Source organism: Streptomyces sp. Root1304 (assembly GCF_001426405.1).
GTDB lineage: Bacteria > Actinomycetota > Actinomycetes > Streptomycetales > Streptomycetaceae > Streptomyces.
Map to the genome: position 1 here is coordinate 395,661 of NZ_LMEP01000023.1, position 17,234 is coordinate 412,894.

Sequence of the window (17,234 nt, forward strand, 5' to 3'; positions counted from 1 at the left end):
CTACCAGATCGCCTCGACCCACTCCGGGTGGTCGATGAAGGGGTTCCGGTTGTGCTGGTAGGTGGTGTAGATGACGTCGTTGCGGCGCTCCTCGAAGGCGCTCGGCGGGTCCTGCTCGTTCCACTGCTTCAGGACCGAGAGGCGGCCGTGGAAGGGGACGCTGCCGTTGCTCGTCGAGTCGTTGGGCTCCAGGTCGGGCCAGCCGTCGCCGCCCTCGTAGCGGACGGCCATGTAGAGGATCATCCGGGCCACGTCGCCCTTGTCGGCGTCGCGCGGCTCGAAGGAGTCGCTGTCCGTGTAGCTGCCGGGGGCGCCGCTGACCGGGCTGCCGCCGTTGTCGAAGTCCTTGTTGCCCCGGGTGCTGTTGACCTGGACGTCCGCCGCGCGCAGGTGGTGGAGGTCGGTGCCGGGGCCGGCCGAGGTGCCGAAGTTGCCGTGGGACTGGGCCCAGGTGTGCTCGCGGTTCCAGTTGCCGACGGACCCGCCGTTGAGGCTCTTGGACCGTGAGGTGCCGCTGTACAGCAGGATGACGTTGCTGGTGTTGGCGGGGTCCTGGTCCGTGGTCTTGAGCGCGTTCCAGACGGCGTCGTAGGAGATCTTGGTCGTCTGGCCGCTGATGATGGTGTGCAGCGAGGACTTGAGGCCGGTGCCGGTCTTGCCTATCGCGTCCTTGTAGTACGTGCTGTCGTACGCGGTGGTCGTGGCGCTCGCGGGAGTCGCGGTGACCGCGGGGAGCGTGATGCCGACGAGAGTGGCGGCGAGGGTCGTCGCCCACACCTTCCAACTGCCGATCCGCACAACGGACATGGGGGCCCTTTCCCGAGGACGACACGCGGGGACGGCGGGCGCCGGGTCAACGGTCCCGCCGTTCTACGCGTGTTGACTTGGTGTCATCGGGAGAGTGGCACACGTCAGGTACCTGTCATGTAACGAGGAGGAGGCTGTTCCATGACGTTCTCGTACACGACGCGACCGAACGGCCCCCGGGTGCCCGCGTCCTGGCGCGCTCAGCCGCCCCGGACGTCCACCGGCATCCCCTTCGGCTCCTTGATCCGCTTCATGATGATCTGCGAGTTGACCTCGGTGACCCCGGTCAGCGTCGTCAGCCGCTCGATCCACAGCCGCTCGTACGCCGCGAGGTCGGCCACCGCGATCCGCAGCAGACAGCCGGGGCTGCCGAACAGCCGGTACGCCTCGATGACGTCCGGCACGTCCTGGAGCGCCTCCTCGAAGGCCTCGACCGTCTCGCGGTCCCGGCGCACCTCCACGGAGACGAGGACCTCGAAGCCCCGCCCCACCGCCTCCGGATCGATGATCGCCCGGTAGCCCCGGATCACCCCGTCCTGCTCCAGCTGGCGCACCCGGCGCAGACAGGGGGACGGGCTGAGCCCCACCCGCTGGGCCAGCTCCTGGTTGCTCAGCCGGCCGTCGTCCTGGAGCTCGCGCAAGATGTGGAGATCGATTCGGTCCATGGCGCAATTATCTACCACGCCGAAACCATTCACCGGGCAATTTCGCAATCGTCTTGCGCGCCCTCTGACCTATCGTTGCGGAGCACGGAGACATCGGTACGAAGCAAGGACGGCAGCCATGAAGCGGACGAACGACGGGGGAGCGCGCCGGATCGTCGTCATCAGCACCGGCGGCACCATCGCCAGCCGCTGGCAGGGCACCGGCTACGCCGCCGACGCCTCCGGAGACGACGTCCTGGCCACCGCGCCCCTCCCCGAAGGCGTCACCGTCGAGGTCGTCGACCTGTTCAACGTCAACAGCTCCCGCATGACGGCCGCCCATCAGCTGGCCCTCCTGCGCACCGTCCACGAGACCCTGGCCGACCCCGGCGTCGACGGCATCGTGATCACCCACGGCACCGACACGCTGGAGGAGACGGCCTTCCTCCTGGACCTCCACCACACGGACTCCCGGCCGGTCGTCCTCACCGGGGCCCAGCGCCCCTTCGGCACCGGCGACGGGGACGGCCCCGGCAACCTCTACGACGCGCTCCAGGTCGCCTCCACCGTCAGTGACCTCGGTGTCCTCGTCGTCTTCGACGGACGCGTCCACGCCGCCCGGGGCACGGTCAAGACCCAGACCCTCGCCGCCGACGCCTTCTCCGACCCCTCCGCCGAGCGGCTCGGCCGGGTCGGGTTCTCCCGCGTCGACATCGAACGGCAGCCGGAGCGCCCGACGCCCCTGCCGCTGCCCGCCGCCGCGCACACGGCGGACCCGGCCGACCCCGCCGCCGCGCCGCTGCCCCGGGTCGACATCATCACCCACCACTCCGACGGCGACCCGTTCCTGCTGAACGCCGCCGTCGCTGCCGGCTCCCGGGGCATCGTCCTGGTCGCGACCGGAGCCGGCAACGCCACCCCCGAGATCGCCGAGGCCGTCGCCGACGCCGTCGCCCAGGGCGTCCTCGTCGCGGTGACCACCCGCGTCCCCGCCGGACCGCTCGCCGAGATCTACACCGGCGGCGGAGCCGTCGACCTCGTCGCCGCCGGAGCGCTGCTCACCGGGACCCTCCGGGCGGCCCAGGCGCGGATCGCCCTGCTCTCCACGCTCCTCGCCGAGGGCGACCCCGCCCGTGGCACGGTCCTGCTGCGCCGGCTCCTCGACGGACCGGTCCGCGCGGAACCGGCCCTGGCCACCGGCGGCTCCCGCTCGGCCTCGGCCGTCGCCGTCCGCGCCTGACGCGGCCGACACCCCCAGAACCCCGGCTCGTGGGCGGCGCACCCCCCGCCCGCGAGCCGGAGCCAACCTCGCCGCGAACGCCGCCGCGCCGCCGGAGCCGTACGCCAGGAATCCCGGCGGCGTACGGACCGGGCACGGGCGTTGCACGCCGCTCGGGATCACGGTGCCGTACGGCCGGGGTCCGGGTGCCGTACGCCCTCCGGCCCCCGCCGTCGTACGCCCTGGTGCCGGCGCCCGATGCCGTACGCCCCGGACCACGGCGTCCCACGACCCCGGCACCCGGCGTCGTACAGCCTCGGCTCCCGCGTCGCACGGCCCTGCTCCCCGGCCCCCTCCGCGAGGCCCCGCGCCCCACATCCGCACCCCCTCCCTCCCCGTACCCCCAGGAGATCGGCACCCATGCTCCCCGCACCGGCCCCGCACCCCGCTCCCGTCCGACGCGAGCACGATCTGCTCGGTGACCGGGACGTGCCCGCCGAGGCCTACTGGGGTGTCCACACCCTGCGCGCCACCGAGAACTTCGCCATCACCGGCACCCCGATCTCCGCGTACCCGCTGCTGATCGACGCGCTCGCCGCCGTCAAGGAGGCCGCCGCCCGCGCCAACGAGGAACTGGGGCTGCTCCCCGCCGACAAGGCCGCGGCCATCGCCGGCGCCTGCCGGGAGATCCGCGACGGACGGCTCCACGACCAGTTCGTCGTGGACGTCATCCAGGGCGGAGCCGGGACCTCCACCAACATGAACGCCAACGAGGTCGTCGCCAACCGCGCCCTCGAACTCCTCGGTCACGCCAAGGGCGACTACGACCGGCTCCACCCCAACGAGGACGTCAACCTCGGCCAGTCCACCAACGACGTCTACCCGACGGCCATCCGCATCGCCGCGATCGGCGCGGCCCGCGAACTCCTCCTCGCCATGGCCGTGCTCCAGGACGCCTTCGCCGCCAAGGCCCTGGAGTTCCGCGAGGTCGTGAAGATGGGCCGCACGCAGCTCCAGGACGCGGTGCCCATGACGCTGGGCCAGGAGTTCTCGACGTACGCCGTCATGCTGGAGGAGGACCGCGGCCGGCTCGCCGAGGCGATCGAGCTCATCCACGAGATCAACCTCGGGGCCACCGCCATCGGCACCGGCCTCAACGCCGCCCCCGGCTACGCGGAGACCGCCCGCCGCAGGCTCGCCGAGCTGACCGGGCTGCCGCTGGTGACCTCCGCCAACCTGATCGAGGCCACCCAGGACTGCGGCGCCTTCGTCCAGCTGTCGGGCGTCCTCAAGCGCATCGCGGTCAAGCTCTCCAAGACCTGCAACGACCTCCGGCTGCTCTCCTCCGGCCCGCGCGCCGGCCTCAACGAGATCAACCTGCCGCCGGTGCAGGCCGGTTCCAGCATCATGCCGGGCAAGGTCAACCCGGTCATCCCCGAGGTCGTCAACCAGGTCGCCTTCGAGGTCATCGGCAACGACATCACCATCACCATGGCCGCCGAGGGCGGACAGCTCCAGCTCAACGCCTTCGAGCCGGTCATCTTCCACGCCCTCTCGAAGAGCCTGCTCTCGCTGCGCGCCGCCTGCCTGACCCTGGCCGAGCGCTGCGTCGACGGCATCTCCGCCAACACCGAGGCGCTCCGCGCGGCCGTCGAGAACTCGATCGGGCTCGCCACCGCGCTCAACCCGCACCTCGGCTACACCGCGGCCACCGCCATCGCGCAGGAGGCGCTCGCCACCGGGCGCGGCGTCGTCGAACTCACCCTGGAGAAGGGGCTGATCCCCGCCGACCGGCTGGCCGAGCTGCTCACCCCCGAGCGGCTCACCGGCGCCCCGGGCTCCAGCCTCGTTTGACGCCTTCGTACGCGCATCCGCATCCGGACATAAGTTACCCGTCGGTTTCTCGTGACTTCCCCGACGGGTGACAGTAGAACATGTTCCCATTCGCTCGCCAGTGAGGGACATCACATGAGTGAACACCCCATGTCCGGAAAGGGGACCGGCGGCGTCAGTCGTCGCCGGTTCCTCGCGGGAACAGGTTCTCTTCTCGGCGCCGCCGCCCTGGCCGCCCACACCACTCCGGCACACGCCGTCACCGGCCTCGCCTCCACCCCCATCCCGAGCGGCGCGCACGTCCCCGCCCTCATCGTCGGCACCGGGTACGGCGGCTCCGTCGCCGCGCTCCGCCTCGCCCGCGCCGGCTTCGACGTGCACATGGTCGAGATGGGCATGGCCTGGGACACCCCGGGATCCGACGGCAAGATCTTCGCCAACACCACCCGGCCCGACTACCGCTCCTTCTGGCTGCGCTCCCGTACCAAGCAGCCCCTGAGCAACTTCCTCGGCTTCCCCCTCGACAAGGACGTGCCCTGTCACACCGGCATCCTCGACGCCGAGGACTTCGCCGGCATCACCGTCTACCAGGGCCGAGGGGTCGGCGGCGGCTCCCTCGTCAACGGCGGCATGGCCGTCACCCCGCGTCGCGAGAACTTCGCCGCCATCCTCCCCACGGTCGACGTGGCCGAGATGTACTCCACCTACTACCCGCGCGCCAACGCCGGCCTCGGCGTCACCGAGGTCGACCAGAGCTGGTGGGAGAACGCCTCCTGCTACCAGTACGCCCGAGTCGGCCGCAAGCACGCCGAGCGCTCCGGCTTCCCCTTCGTGTTCGTCCCGAACGTCTACGACTGGGAGTACATGAAGCAGGAACTCGCGGGCAACGTGCCGAAGTCGGCGCTCGACGGCGAGGTCATCTACGGCAACAACGCCGGCAAGAAGAACCTCCAGAAGACCTATCTCGCCCAGGCCGCCGCCACCGGCCGGGTCACCGTCTCCGCCCTGCACAAGGTCACCTCCGTCACCCCGGCGGCCGGCGGCGGCTACACCGTCTCCATCGACCAGATCGACACCACCGGCGTCACCCTGGCGAGCAAGACCGTCACCGCCGACAAGGTCTTCTTCGCCGCCGGGAGCGTCGGCACGAGCAAGCTGCTCACCCGGCTCAAGGCCACGGGTGCCCTCCCCGCCCTCAACGACCGGATCGGCAAGGGCTGGGGCGACAACGGCAACGTCATGTGCGGCCGCGCCAACCACATGTGGGACCCGACCGGCAAGCTCCAGTCGGCCATGCCCACGGCGGGCATCGACAACTGGGACGCGGGCGGCGCGTTCGCCGAGGTCGCCCCGCTGCCCACCGGCATCGAGACCTACGCCTCCTTCTACCTCTCCATCACCAAGACCCCGCACCGCGCGGAGTTCAGCTGGAACCCGGCCACCGGCAAGGTCGACCTGAACTGGGACCGGTCCTGGAAGCAGACCTCCATCGACGCGGCGAAGACCATCTTCGACAAGATCAACGCCAAGGAGGGCACGATCTACCGCACCGACCTCTTCGGCGCGTACAAGATCTGGGGCGACCACCTCACCTACCACCCGCTCGGCGGCGCGGTCCTGGGGCAGGCGACCGACAACTACGGCCGGCTCCACGGCTACTCCGGCCTCTACGCCATCGACGGCTCCCTGATCCCCGGCAACACCAGCGTCAACCCGTTCGTCACCATCACGGCCCTCGCCGAACGCAACATCGAGCGGATCGTCGCCGAGGACTTCTGACGAGCCGCACGGGGGAACGCGGGGACAGAACGGGGGAGAGGGGTCGGCCGGAACACCGGCCGGCCCCTCTCCGCAAGGCCTCAGTGCGTCGGCAGCACGCACACCGTGTCGAGCCCCAGCACCCGGTTGAGCCGCCCGAACGCCAGCCACGAGCCCAGGCTCATCGTCAGCTCCACGATCTCCGCCTGGCTGTACCGGGCCGTCATCCGCGCCCAGAACTCCTCGTCCAGACCGTGGTGGTCCAGCGCGTACCGCTCCGCGTACTCGGCGGCGAGCCGCGTCCGCTCGTCGAAGGACTCCGAGACCTCCGTCTCCCGCCAGGCCGCGACGACCTCGTCGAAGCCCTCCTCGACCTTCACGCCGTCCCGGTCGGTACGCCAGTCCAGACAGAACCCGCAGCCGTTGATCTGCGCGATCCGCAGCCGCGCCGCCTCGAACTCGCGCAGCCCCAGCGTCGTATGGGCGTACACCGACAGCGAGAAGTTCGCCGCCGCCGTCCCGATCTCCGGGACCATGTCGCCCCACACGTATCCGATCGGCTCCTGGCCCTCGGGAATGTCGATGATCATCGTGGTCTCCTCCCCAGCTTCCCGACCGCCGGCCGCAACGGCACGTCCAGCGCGTCGTACAGTCCCGGTTCCGCCGCCACCAGCCAGTCGATCGCCCCGACGAGCCGGCCCACCGCCGTCGCGTTCCCGCCCGCCGACCGGTTCTCGCCCTCGTCGGTCGCCGCCACCGTGACCTCGATCCGGGGGCTGCCCTCGACGATCACCCGGTGCGCCCCCGCCCCGTCCGGCGGCACCGGCCAGTCCGGCGCGCAGGAGGGATGGATGCGGGTGACGTGCTCGATCACGATCCGGGGCTCCCCGCCGACGATCCCCTGCACCTCGAAGCGGACCGCACCCTGCGTCCCCGCCTCGAAGACGCCCATCGTCCGCGTCTTCACGGTGGACTCCAGCGGGCGCCGCTCCATCGTCTCGCGGATCTCGTCGAGCTCGGCCCCGAGCGCGCGCGCCATCAGCCGCACCTGGCCGCCCCAGATCATGGTCGGCACCGAGGGCCACAGCATGGGCGGTTCGTACTCCAGCGGCCGGCCCATCCCCACCAGCTCGCGGACCGAATCCTCCTGCTCGTACGTCGAGTAGTCGAAGATCTCCTGGCAGCGGATCACGTCCACCGTCGCGGCCAGGCCGCTCACGAGGAGGGGCAGCACGTCGTTGCCCCAGCCCGGGTCCACCCCCGACACGAACAGCGAACCACCGCCCTCGGCGACCGCCGCGACCATCGGGTCCCTGAACTCCGGTGGCGCGTTGCGCTGGTCGTACAGCGGATACAGCGCGGGAGTGACCACCACCGCGCCCGACCGTACCGCCCGCGCCACGTCCTCGATCGCCCCGTCGGGCCGGGTGTCGCCGGAGGCCGCGTACACCACCGCCCCCGGCCGCCCGTCGAGGACCGCGCCGACCTCGTCGACGGCCGCCACCCCGAGATCACGGCCGAGCCCCGCGAGCCGGCCCGCGTCCCGGCCGACCTTCGCCGGATCGGAGACCAGTACGGCCGCGAGCTCCAGGCCTGGATGGGCGTCCACGGCGCGGATCGCCGCGCGCCCGACATTTCCGGTACCCCACACCACCGTCCGAATCATGCGCGGAGGGTAGCGCCGGGCCCCGAAGGTTCCCAGACCCGCGACCGGACGATCTGACGAATCGTCAGATCATCCGGTCGCGGTGAGGGCGCGTCAGGCCAGGCGCAGCGCCACGAACGGCACCGTGTCGCCCGGCAGGACGTACCGCTCCACCTCGACGAAGCCCCGGGCGAGCGCGAACCGCAGCCCCTCCTCGTTGGAGGCGAGGACGACCGTCTCCACACCCTCCTCGCTCAGCGTCCGCGCGTGCGCCAGGCCCCGCTCGTACAGCGCCGTCCCGAGGCCCCGCCCCCGGAAACCGGGCAGGATCCGGGCGATCACGGTCGCCGCCGGAGTCTCCTCGTCCGGCGGGCGCACCGTGGAGCAGCCCACCACGACGTCCCCGAGGTAGGCGACGTCCAGCCGGTTCCGCCCGGCCCGCTCGCGCACCTCGTCGGGGGAGAGGACGGCCGTGGGGATGATCGCGTTGTGGACGGCCCGCCAGTCCGCGAGCCGCGCCTCGCCCAGGGCCCGCTCGATACGAAGATCGTTCATCGGATCAGGAAACCGCGCCGCGGCAGAAAGAGGCAACCGGATTCGGTCCGTGAAGGAGCGCGGCGGACCGGGACGGCCCGCGCACGGGCGCGCCGCCGTACGGGTGAGGGCGCCGGGACCACGGCAGCGCCGCCCGTCGAACGGGTACGGATCGCTGCATTGCCCCCGGCCAGGAGGAACCGTCCATGTCCGTCCGCAAGGGCGCCCCCGCGCTGTTGAGCGCCGGCACACTGTGCGCGGCCCTGTTGCTCACCGGCTGCGCGAACACCGCTCCCCCCGCACCTCCCGCCGGGTCGGCCGCCGCCGCTCCGCCCGGCGGCGACTCCCGCCCCGAGGGCCCGCCGGCCGGAACGGCGGGGGAGGCGGGAGGCCCGGCCGAGGCCGCCAACAGCCTCACCGCCACGCGCCTCCCCGCCCCACGCCTCCCCGGCGTCGGCCCGGTGACGCAGGCCCTCGTGCCCGACGGCACCACCCAGGCCCTCGTCGTCACCGGAGCCACCGCCGACTCCTCCACCTCCACCGCGACGCTCTACGCACGGGACCCCGGCGGCCGCTGGACGCCGAAGGCCGGCCCCTGGCCCGCCCACAACGCCCTCCAGGGCTGGACCTCCGACCACACCGCCGGCGATCTGCGCACCCCCATCGGGGTCTTCCGGATCGGCGACGCGGGCGGCCGGCTGCCCGACCCCGGCGCCCGCCTCCCGTACGACCAGGACGAGGAGTTCGCCATCAGCGGCACCGGATTCTCCGGCGAACCCCTCGAAGGCTCCTTCGACCATGTGATCGCCATCGACTACAACCGGGTCCCCGGCCGCACCCCGCTCGACAAGGAACGCCCGCTCGGCGCCGACAAGGGCGGCGGCGTCTGGATCCACGTCGACCACGGCGGCCCCACCCAGGCCTGCGTCGCCCTGGAGCGCGAGGTGCTGCGCGCACTGCTGCGCGCCCTCGACCCGGCCGCGGAACCCGTCGTGGTCATGGGCCCGGCCCCGGAACTCGCCCGCTGACGAAGCGGCGGGCGGGACCGGGCCACCGCCGGTCCCACCCGCCTCCCGAGTCCGGGCGCGGCCCTCCCGCGCCCTGACGACAGGCCCTAGTTCCCGCCCGCCCCCACCGCCCCGCGGAACGCGGCCGTATGGCTCCGGACCTGCTCCTGCGTCAGATACGCGTCCGTGTACTCGAAGTCCCGCAGCGTCCCCGCCTTCGTGGCCAGGAAGCCCGTCCGGACGAAGTCGTCACCGGCGACCGCGTTGAGCAGCCAGTTCGTCATCACCCGGGTCTTCGCCACGTTCGTCCGCAGCGCCGCCCAGTGGTACGCGCGGGCGACGGCCTGCGCCGGCATCCCGTGCAGCTCGACCCCGAGCGGCTTCGACACCCCGTCCATCCCGCCGAGGTCCACCACGAGCCCCAGGTCCTTGTGCGTGTACGGACGGGTCGCTTCCCCGCGCAGGGTCGCCACCAGGTTGTCGGCCAGCGCCTTGCCCTGGCGCATCGCGTGCTGCGCCGTCGGCGGGCAGATCGCCCCCTCCTCGCCCTTGGCGAGGTCGGGCACCGCCGCCGCGTCGCCGAGCGCCCACACCCCGTCGAGCCCGGGGACCGCCATCTCGGCCGAGACGACGAGCCGCCCCCGGAAGGTGTCCGCGCCGAGCGTGCCGATCAGCGGACTGGCCGCCACTCCGGCCGTCCAGATCAGCGTCCTGCTGGGCAGCACCCGCCCGTCGGTGAGCGTCACCGTCTCCGCGTCCACCGAGGCCACCGACACCCCGAGCGAGACCTCGATGCCCCGCCGGGTCAGGATGTCCATCGCGGCGGCGCCGAGCTTGTCGCCCAGCTCCGGCATCAGCTTCGGCGCGATGTCCACCAGGTGCCACTTGATCAGCTTCGGATCGATGCGCGGATACCGCTTCACCGCGTTGTGGGTGAGCAGCTGGAGACAGGCCGCCGTCTCCGTACCCGCGTAGCCGCCGCCGACCACGACGAACCGCAGCCGCGCGGCCCGCTCCTCCTCGTCGGTGCTGGCGTCCGCCAGATCGAGCTGGGCGATGACGTGGTCGCGGATGTACACCGCCTCCGCCAGCGTCTTCATCCCGCGCGCATACTCGGCGAGACCGGGGATGTCGAAGCTGCGGGTCACGCTGCCGGGCGACAGCACGAGATGGTCGTACGGCTCCGTCACGTACTCGCCGGAGATCGTGCGCACCACACAGACCTTGGCCGCCGTGTCCACGCCGACCACACCGCCCGGCACGATCCTGGTCCGGTGCCGTTCACTGCGCCGCAGCGAGAGCGCGACCGACTGCGGGGTCAGCACCCCCGCCGCCACCTGGGGGAGCAACGGCAGGTACAGCTGGTACGAGAACGGGGAGAGCAGCGCGAGCTGCGCCTCCCGCTCCGCGAGCCGCCGTTCGAGCCTCCGTACGCAGGCCACTCCGGCGAATCCGGCGCCCACCACGAGAATCCTCGGTCGCGTCACGCTGTCCGCCCTTCCGTATGAGCGTGCAAGAAGCCATCGGATATGACTGAGTAAGCCCATGTGGCAATTTTTCGCTGACTATCCGTGGTTCACCCTTTTTATCGTCATTGCGGCGGGATCGCTCTTCGGCATGGTCCGCTTCGGTCCCGTGAAGCTCGGTGCCGCCGGTGTCCTCTTCGTGGGGCTGCTGCTCGGCGCGCTCGACCCGGACATCGGTCCCGCCGTGCCCGCGGGCCTCGCGGTGCTCGGCCTCGCCCTGTACGTGTACACCGTCGGCCTCGAAGCGGGCCCGGCCTTCTTCCGCGAACTCCGTCCCCAGCTGGCCGTGATGACCGGAGCCGTCGCCGCCCTCGTCGTCACCGCCCTCGCCGTCGGCTTCCTCGGCAGCACCGTCTTCGGCATCGAGGGCCCCTACCTCGCGGGCGGCTACGCCGGCATCGGCACCACCACCCCGGGCCTCGCCGCGGCCCAGGCCTCGTCCTCCGTCCCGTCCCAGCCCGCCACCGGCTACGCGATCGGCTACCCCCTCGCCGTCGTTCTCACCATTCTTTTCGTCGCGGGCATCGCCGCCGTCCGGAACTGGACCGGCCGCCGGGACCCCGGCACCGGACTCCCGAGGGAACTCGTCACCCAAACCGTCGACGTCACCCGGACCTGCCGCTGGGCCGACGTCCCCGGCGCCGCCGAAGGGCAACTCCTCGCCAGCGCCCAGCGCGGCGGCGACGGCACTCCCCGGGTGGCCCTCGCCCCCGACGCCCTCACCCCCGGCGACCAGGTCGTCCTGGTCGGCGGCCCGGAGGCCGTCGCCGCCGGGACCGAGGCGCTCGGCACCCGGGCCCCCGCCCACCTCCTCGACCGGCGCGACGTCGTCGACTACCGGCGCATCCTGCTCACCAACCCGGACCTCGCCGGCCGGACCGTCGCCGAACTCCGCCTCGGCGAGGGCTACGGGGCCAAGGCCACCCGCGTCCGGCGCGGCGACCAGGACCTGCTGGCCCACGACGACCTGCTCCTCCAGCTCGACGACCGGGTCCGCGTCGCGATGCCGCGCGAACGCACCGCCGAGGTGACCGCGTTCCTCGGCGACACCGAGGCCAAGGTCAGCGAGGTGAGCGCCGTCAGCATGGGCCTGGGCCTCGCCGCCGGATTCCTCATCGGCATCCCGAAGCTCACCATCGGCTCCACGGTCCTCTCCCTCGGCACCGCCGCCGGACCGCTCGTCATGGCGATGGTCCTCGGCCGGCTGCGCCGCACCGGCCCGCTCGTCTGGGTGCTGCCGACCCGCGCCAACCTCACGCTCCGCCAGATCGGCCTGCTGATCTTCCTCGCCTGTGTCGGACTCACCTCGGGCTACGCCTTCCGCCGCGACGCCTTCTCGCTCTTCGGTCTCAGGCTCCTGACCGTGCTCCTCATCAGCGCCGTGCTCAGCTACGCCCTGATGGTCCTCGTCGCCCGGCTCCTCGGCCAGAGCAGGCCGCGCACCATGGGGCTGCTCGCCGGGTACGTGGGCAATCCGGCCATCACCGCGTACGCCAACAGCCGGGTCTCGGACAGCCGGGTCAACACCGGGTACGCGACGCTGTTCGCCCTCGCCATCCTGGTGAAGATCGTCTGCATCCAGCTGATCGTGGGCCTCTGAGCCTGGCCTCGCGCCTTCGGCCCGGCGTGCGCGTCCGGGTCCGCCGTACGCCTCGGGGCCGGTCGTGTCCTGCGGTCGCCGGGCCGTGACGGCCGGGTTACGGTGCCTCGGCGACCCCGGCCGCCGCGGCGTGCCGGGGCCGCCCCAGCCCCGCACCGTCCCCGGAAGGCAGGACAGCCCGCATGGCCACGTACCAGGTCGGCTACTTCGTCGGCAGCCTCTCGACGAAGTCCATCAACCGGATCCTCTCCCGGGCTTTGATCCGCGTCGCCCCCCCCGAGCTGGAGTTCCGGGAGATCCCCATCAAGGACCTCCCGCTCTACAACCACGACTTCGACGCCGACTACCCGCCCGAGGGCCGGGCCCTCAAGGACGCCATCGCGGCCGTCGACGCCGTCCTCTTCGTCACCCCCGAGTACAACCGGTCCATCCCCGGCGGCCTCAAGAACGCCATCGACTGGGCCAGCCGCCCCTGGGGCACCAACTCCTTCACCCACAAGCCGTCCGCCGTCATCGGCACCTCGCCCGGCAAGATCGGCACGGCCGTCGCCCAGCAGAGCCTCCGTTCGGTGCTGAGCTTCTGCAACTCCCCGCAGATGAACGCCCCGGAGGGGTACATCCAGTTCACCCCGGGGCTGTTCGGCGACGACGGCGAGGTCACCGATCCGACGACCCAGCAGTTCCTCAGCGACTTCATGGAGGACTTCAAGGTCTTCGTCGAGCGGGTGCTGACGGTCCTTCCGCAGCGCTGAGCGGGGGTCACGGGGCCGGTGACCGGCCGTTGTCGGCCCGGCGAATCGCCGGGCCGACGGGGCGGCGATTCGCCGTCAGAAGACGACGACCCCCAGCGGCCGGGAGCCCGCGGCCAGTCGGCGCGTGTCACCCGAGTCGAGGTCGACGACGCTCAGCCCGTCCCAGTAGCCGTCCCTCGTGAAGCCGCCGGTCACATAGGCGGTGCGCCCGTCCTTCGACACGGCCACGTCCTCGTGCGGCCCGTCCAGAGGGTAGACCCGCTCGGCCCCGCCGGGCGTCCGCACCGTCAGCGACGGGCCCGCGTCCTCGTCCGGGTCGATCGGTCCCGTGCCCACCGTGAACAGCGTCCCGTCGGGGGTGACGGCGGCGCCGTGCTGGTGGGTGTTCGCGGTCATCGGCTCGATGGCGGTCCGGCCAGTCCGGGGGTCGACCACGGCGAGCCGCTCGCCCTCGAAGGGCAGCAGCAGCTTCCCGTCCGAGGGCCGCACCGCGGTGTAGTGGGGCTTGAGCCAGGAACCGAGCCCGCCCTCCGTGCCGTACGGGGCGACCTCGATGCGGCGCGGTGCCAGGGTCCCCGCCGTGACGACGGTGACGTCGAAGGAGTCGTGGTTCGTCACGTACACCTCCGCGCCGTCCTTCGACACGTCCACGTCGAAGGGGCGCCTGCCCACCGGCACGGTGTCGGTGACCCGCTGGGTCGCCGTGTCGATGACCTCCAGGGTGCCGTTCCCGCCGGGCACGTTGACGCCGACGTACACCCTGCGGCCGTCCGGGGAGAGCGCGATGCCCATGCCGCCGCCCCGGTACTCACCGGTGTCCGTCGGCCCGGCGTCGGTCCGGTACGGGACGAGCGCGAGGCGCTGCCGGGTCGCCGTGTCCACCACCGCGACCCCTTCGGCGGTCGCCACCCAGGCCCGGCCGTCCTCGCCGACGACCAGACCATAGGGAGCGGTGCCGACCTTCACGGACCCCGTGGCACCCTTCGCGGGATCGACGAAGGTGACCGTGTCGGAGCCGAAGTCGGAGACCAGGAGCGAGCCCGGCGCGGGCCTGCCGGCCGGGGCGGGCGTCACCGTCACGGAGGACCCGGTGGGGGACGGCGGCGTGCTGGGGGAGCCTCCGGCCGGTGACGTCGCACCCGCCGGGGCCCCTTCGGAGGCCTGCGCGCAGCCGGCCAACAGGGCGACGGACACCGCGGCGGGCACGAGCACCCGGGCGGCGCGGGACGCACGGCGGAACTTCGTCATGTCGGACTCCTCGGAACGGCGGGCACGGGCGGCCCCGTCCGGGGACGGGCCGCGTCCTGCCCCGATCCTCCGCCCGCGCACGGCCCCGTACGGTCCGACAGCCGGCCCCCGGCCGAGAGCGGGACGGACGACACCGGGGTCAGCCGAACGGCTGACCCCGGTCGCGCACCCCGTCCGGCAGGCTCCGCGGGCTCAGCCCCGTACGCCGTCCAGGAAGCACAGCACGCGCTCGACACAGAGCGCGGTCGCCTCCGGTGCGTGCGAGGGCGTGCCGGCCTCCGTGAACAGGTGCCGGCTCCCCGGGTACAGGAACAGCTTCCGGTCCGGAGCGTCCGCGACCAGCGCGCGGGCCGCCGCCAGATCGCCGTCGTCGACGAAGAACGGGTCCGCGTCCATGGCGTGCACCTGGACGGGCACGCCCGCCGGCCATGCGGGGCCGAACTCGTCCACCGGGACGCAGGCGGAGATCAGCACGGCGCCGAGGGACCCGGACCGGGTCTGGGCCAGCTTCTGTGCGGGCAGCGCGCCCAGCGAGAGCCCGGCGAGGACGAGCGCCTCCGGCAGCCCCTCGGCGGCGCGCTCGCCCCGAGCCAGGAGCGTGTCGAAGCCGGTCTCCCGGGCGTGGCCGAGGCCGGCCTCCAGGTCGGTGAAGGTCCGCCCCTCGTACAGGTCGGGCACGTGCACCGTGTGCCCGCCCCGGCGCAGCTCGTCGGCGAAGGAACGCACGCCCTCCGTCAGCCCGAGCGCGTGGTGGAAGAGCAGAACCTCAGCCATGTCGTCATCCCCTGGTCGCGGTCGCGCGCCCGTGCCGCCGGGGCACGGGCCGTTCGCCGGACAGCATCGCGCACGGCACTGACAACCGCCCCGGAAACCGGTGCGGACGCGGCGGTCCGGCGCGGGGAACCGTGGGGGAGGGAGGTCAGGGGGTCAGCGCATCGGGCGGTGCGGCAGGACGGCGCCCGCCTGGCCCACGGGGCCACCGACGCCCATCGCCCCGCCCGGGTTCCCGTGCGCCTGCGCACCGACGTGCGCCACGGCGCCGCTGTGCGCGCCCGGGTGAACCCCGGTGCCGGGGTGCTGCGCCCCGGCACCCGCGTGCGCGACGGCACCCTGCGGCCCGGGAACCCCCTGCGGCGGCACCTGGATGACCCGGCTCAGGTCCCGCAGAACCTCCTCGGCGACCTGGCGGACGTCACCCGGAACATCCCCCCGCTCCCGTATGAGCTCGGCGTAGATCGGTGCCGTGCCGTCCGCGTGGTTCATGGGGCTCGCTTCCTTCGACTGTGCCGGTGACATCACCGGCGGGCAGACGGCGAGTCTACGGGGCACCACCGACACGCCCGGGATCGGGAGCCCGCGCACCACCCCGCCACGCCGCCCCGACCCGGAAAATCACTGGGCTCCCGGGGCCCGCCGACCGAGAATGGATCAACGAACCCACGGGAGGGACCCCATGAGCCAGGCGACCCTGACTCTGCACGACCTGATGCCGTCCGACGAGCTCTCCGCCGCACTCGCCGACGGGCACGTCACGCGCAAGCGGCACCCCGAGCTGCCGCTGTCGATCTACACGTACACGCGCGCCTGCCAGTACGCCCAGCACTGGAACCGGGCGACCACGCGCTGCCGCGGCCTCGTCGCCGACGACGCCACCGGCCGGATCGTCGCGCTCCCCCTCCCCAAGTTCTTCAACGTCTCCGAACACTCCGGCGGCCGCCCCTACGCGCCCCCGCTGCCCGACGAGCCCTTCGAGGTCTACGACAAGGTCGACGGCAGCCTCGCCGTGGTCTTCCACTACGACGGCCGCTGGCGCGCCGCCTCCAAGGGCTCCTTCACCAGCGTCCAGGCGACCTGGGCGCAGCGCCGTCTCGACGCCGCCGACACCACGGGCCTCACCCCCGGTGTGACGTACCTCGCGGAGATCGTCCACCCGGGCAACCGCATCGTCGTGAACTACGGCGACCGCCGGGACCTCGTCCTGCTCGCCGCCCACGCCGCCGACGGCACCGAGGTCCCCCTCACGGAGGCCACCGCCGGCTGGGACCCGCTCGGCTCCGTCGTGCGCACCTGGCCGGCCACGAGCGTCGCCGAGCTCGTCGCCCTCACCGAGTCCAACACCCTCCCCGACGGCCGGCGGGCCACCGGGACCGACGCCGAGGGCTACGTGCTGCGCTTCGCCTCCGGCCTGCGCGCCAAGGCCAAGCTCGCCGAGTACGTGCGCCTCCACAAGGTGCTCACCGGTGTCACCGAGCGGGACGTCTGGCGCTGCCACGGCATCCAGCGCTTCGCCGGCCTGCCCGCCGGCGAGGTGGCCAAGGGCATCGGCTGCGCCGTCAGCGAGGTCGAGGCCGACGGAGGAAAGCCCCTCGACGCCCTCCTGGAGCAGGTGCCCGACGAGTTCGACGCCTGGGTGCGCGAGGTGATCGCCCGCCTCGAAGCGGCCGCCGACGACCGCGTGCGGGCCGTCGACGAGGCGTTCGCGCGTCTCGCCCACCTCGCCGCCGACCGGGGCGCCTTCGCCCGCGCCGCCGCGGCCCTGCCCGACCGGGGCCTGCGCGCCGCCGTCTTCCTGCGCCTCGACGACCGCCCCGTCGACCTCCTCGTCTGGCGCCACCTGCGCCCCGAGGCCACCGACCCCTTCGCCCACCAGGAGAACTGACC

The 17,234-nt window shown here is 72.7% G+C and carries 16 protein-coding genes; 7 read left to right on the forward strand and 9 right to left on the reverse strand.

Going from position 1 to position 17,234, the window contains the following annotated elements:
• On the reverse strand, window positions 1-807 hold the full coding sequence (locus ASD33_RS23935; RefSeq protein ID WP_056564153.1) for an endonuclease: 807 nt from the start codon (window positions 805-807) through the stop codon (window positions 1-3).
• A gap of 200 nt (window positions 808-1,007) precedes the next feature.
• On the reverse strand, window positions 1,008-1,472 hold the full coding sequence (locus ASD33_RS23940; RefSeq protein WP_056564155.1) for an Lrp/AsnC family transcriptional regulator: 465 nt from the start codon (window positions 1,470-1,472) through the stop codon (window positions 1,008-1,010).
• A gap of 118 nt (window positions 1,473-1,590) precedes the next feature.
• Here ASD33_RS23940 and ASD33_RS23945 point away from each other — a divergent pair, with 118 nt between their 5' ends.
• The 3 genes from ASD33_RS23945 to ASD33_RS23955 all read left to right on the forward strand — a co-directional run bounded on the left by ASD33_RS23945 (window position 1,591) and on the right by ASD33_RS23955 (window position 6,282).
• Window positions 1,591-2,691, forward strand: a complete 1,101-nt coding sequence (locus ASD33_RS23945) for an asparaginase (RefSeq protein ID WP_056564157.1) — start codon at window positions 1,591-1,593, stop codon at window positions 2,689-2,691.
• A gap of 399 nt (window positions 2,692-3,090) precedes the next feature.
• On the forward strand, window positions 3,091-4,524 hold the full coding sequence (locus ASD33_RS23950) for an aspartate ammonia-lyase (protein WP_056564160.1): 1,434 nt from the start codon (window positions 3,091-3,093) through the stop codon (window positions 4,522-4,524).
• A 114-nt stretch (window positions 4,525-4,638) separates the two neighbouring features.
• Window positions 4,639-6,282: a GMC oxidoreductase gene (locus ASD33_RS23955; protein ID WP_056564163.1), complete on the forward strand. Its 1,644-nt coding sequence runs from the start codon at window positions 4,639-4,641 to the stop codon at window positions 6,280-6,282.
• An 80-nt stretch (window positions 6,283-6,362) separates the two neighbouring features.
• Here ASD33_RS23955 and ASD33_RS23960 read toward each other — a convergent pair whose 3' ends face one another.
• The 3 genes from ASD33_RS23960 to ASD33_RS23970 all read right to left on the reverse strand — a co-directional run bounded on the left by ASD33_RS23960 (window position 6,363) and on the right by ASD33_RS23970 (window position 8,461).
• Window positions 6,363-6,851 carry a carboxymuconolactone decarboxylase family protein gene (locus ASD33_RS23960; RefSeq protein WP_056564174.1) on the reverse strand — a complete coding sequence of 163 codons (489 nt, stop codon included), beginning with the start codon at window positions 6,849-6,851 and terminating at the stop codon, window positions 6,363-6,365.
• Window positions 6,848-7,927 carry a dihydrodipicolinate reductase gene (locus tag ASD33_RS23965; protein WP_056564175.1) on the reverse strand — a complete coding sequence of 360 codons (1,080 nt, stop codon included), beginning with the start codon at window positions 7,925-7,927 and terminating at the stop codon, window positions 6,848-6,850. Before ASD33_RS23965 ends, ASD33_RS23960 begins: the two co-directional genes overlap by 4 nt.
• A 93-nt stretch (window positions 7,928-8,020) precedes the next feature.
• The gene (locus tag ASD33_RS23970; RefSeq protein WP_056564179.1) at window positions 8,021-8,461 is read right to left on the reverse strand and encodes a GNAT family N-acetyltransferase; all 441 of its coding nucleotides are present in this window, start codon (window positions 8,459-8,461) and stop codon (window positions 8,021-8,023) included.
• Window positions 8,462-8,646: 185 nt separating this feature from the next.
• Here ASD33_RS23970 and ASD33_RS23975 point away from each other — a divergent pair, with 185 nt between their 5' ends.
• On the forward strand, window positions 8,647-9,468 hold the full coding sequence (locus ASD33_RS23975; RefSeq protein ID WP_056564181.1) for a L,D-transpeptidase family protein: 822 nt from the start codon (window positions 8,647-8,649) through the stop codon (window positions 9,466-9,468).
• 86 nt (window positions 9,469-9,554) lie between these two features.
• On the opposite strand, the gene ASD33_RS23980 is transcribed toward ASD33_RS23975, so the two are convergent.
• Window positions 9,555-10,934 (reverse strand): FAD-dependent oxidoreductase, encoded by a 1,380-nt coding sequence (locus tag ASD33_RS23980; protein ID WP_056564194.1) that lies wholly within the window; start codon window positions 10,932-10,934, stop codon window positions 9,555-9,557.
• A 58-nt stretch (window positions 10,935-10,992) separates the two neighbouring features.
• Here ASD33_RS23980 and ASD33_RS23985 point away from each other — a divergent pair, with 58 nt between their 5' ends.
• Window positions 10,993-12,573 (forward strand): TrkA C-terminal domain-containing protein, encoded by a 1,581-nt coding sequence (locus ASD33_RS23985; RefSeq protein ID WP_056564197.1) that lies wholly within the window; start codon window positions 10,993-10,995, stop codon window positions 12,571-12,573.
• Between the two features lie 182 nt (window positions 12,574-12,755).
• Window positions 12,756-13,325: an NADPH-dependent FMN reductase gene (locus ASD33_RS23990; protein WP_056564201.1), complete on the forward strand. Its 570-nt coding sequence runs from the start codon at window positions 12,756-12,758 to the stop codon at window positions 13,323-13,325.
• Window positions 13,326-13,400: 75 nt separating this feature from the next.
• Here ASD33_RS23990 and ASD33_RS23995 read toward each other — a convergent pair whose 3' ends face one another.
• The 3 genes from ASD33_RS23995 to ASD33_RS24005 all read right to left on the reverse strand — a co-directional run bounded on the left by ASD33_RS23995 (window position 13,401) and on the right by ASD33_RS24005 (window position 15,836).
• Window positions 13,401-14,573: a hypothetical protein gene (locus ASD33_RS23995; RefSeq protein WP_056564204.1), complete on the reverse strand. Its 1,173-nt coding sequence runs from the start codon at window positions 14,571-14,573 to the stop codon at window positions 13,401-13,403.
• A 192-nt stretch (window positions 14,574-14,765) separates the two neighbouring features.
• On the reverse strand, window positions 14,766-15,347 hold the full coding sequence (locus ASD33_RS24000) for a dienelactone hydrolase family protein (RefSeq protein ID WP_056564207.1): 582 nt from the start codon (window positions 15,345-15,347) through the stop codon (window positions 14,766-14,768).
• 153 nt (window positions 15,348-15,500) lie between these two features.
• Window positions 15,501-15,836 (reverse strand): hypothetical protein, encoded by a 336-nt coding sequence (locus tag ASD33_RS24005; RefSeq protein WP_056564210.1) that lies wholly within the window; start codon window positions 15,834-15,836, stop codon window positions 15,501-15,503.
• A 190-nt stretch (window positions 15,837-16,026) separates the two neighbouring features.
• On the opposite strand from ASD33_RS24005, the gene ASD33_RS24010 reads away from it, so the two are divergent.
• On the forward strand, window positions 16,027-17,232 hold the full coding sequence (locus ASD33_RS24010) for an RNA ligase (protein WP_056564212.1): 1,206 nt from the start codon (window positions 16,027-16,029) through the stop codon (window positions 17,230-17,232).
• Window positions 17,233-17,234 lie beyond the last annotated feature (2 nt).

What these genes read in the sequence shown, in the direction of transcription:
- ASD33_RS23935 (WP_056564153.1), bottom strand. Translation starts at nt 807, where the DNA reads ATGTCCGTTGTGCGGATCGGCAGTTGGAAGGTGTGGGCGACGACCCTC.
- ASD33_RS23940 (WP_056564155.1), bottom strand. Translation starts at nt 1,472, where the DNA reads ATGGACCGAATCGATCTCCACATCTTGCGCGAGCTCCAGGACGACGGC.
- ASD33_RS23945 (WP_056564157.1), top strand. Translation starts at nt 1,591, where the DNA reads ATGAAGCGGACGAACGACGGGGGAGCGCGCCGGATCGTCGTCATCAGC.
- ASD33_RS23950 (WP_056564160.1), top strand. Translation starts at nt 3,091, where the DNA reads ATGCTCCCCGCACCGGCCCCGCACCCCGCTCCCGTCCGACGCGAGCAC.
- ASD33_RS23955 (WP_056564163.1), top strand. Translation starts at nt 4,639, where the DNA reads ATGAGTGAACACCCCATGTCCGGAAAGGGGACCGGCGGCGTCAGTCGT.
- ASD33_RS23960 (WP_056564174.1), bottom strand. Translation starts at nt 6,851, where the DNA reads ATGATCATCGACATTCCCGAGGGCCAGGAGCCGATCGGATACGTGTGG.
- ASD33_RS23965 (WP_056564175.1), bottom strand. Translation starts at nt 7,927, where the DNA reads ATGATTCGGACGGTGGTGTGGGGTACCGGAAATGTCGGGCGCGCGGCG.
- ASD33_RS23970 (WP_056564179.1), bottom strand. Translation starts at nt 8,461, where the DNA reads ATGAACGATCTTCGTATCGAGCGGGCCCTGGGCGAGGCGCGGCTCGCG.
- ASD33_RS23975 (WP_056564181.1), top strand. Translation starts at nt 8,647, where the DNA reads ATGTCCGTCCGCAAGGGCGCCCCCGCGCTGTTGAGCGCCGGCACACTG.
- ASD33_RS23985 (WP_056564197.1), top strand. Translation starts at nt 10,993, where the DNA reads ATGTGGCAATTTTTCGCTGACTATCCGTGGTTCACCCTTTTTATCGTC.
- ASD33_RS23990 (WP_056564201.1), top strand. Translation starts at nt 12,756, where the DNA reads ATGGCCACGTACCAGGTCGGCTACTTCGTCGGCAGCCTCTCGACGAAG.
- ASD33_RS23995 (WP_056564204.1), bottom strand. Translation starts at nt 14,573, where the DNA reads ATGACGAAGTTCCGCCGTGCGTCCCGCGCCGCCCGGGTGCTCGTGCCC.
- ASD33_RS24000 (WP_056564207.1), bottom strand. Translation starts at nt 15,347, where the DNA reads ATGGCTGAGGTTCTGCTCTTCCACCACGCGCTCGGGCTGACGGAGGGC.
- ASD33_RS24005 (WP_056564210.1), bottom strand. Translation starts at nt 15,836, where the DNA reads ATGAACCACGCGGACGGCACGGCACCGATCTACGCCGAGCTCATACGG.
- ASD33_RS24010 (WP_056564212.1), top strand. Translation starts at nt 16,027, where the DNA reads ATGAGCCAGGCGACCCTGACTCTGCACGACCTGATGCCGTCCGACGAG.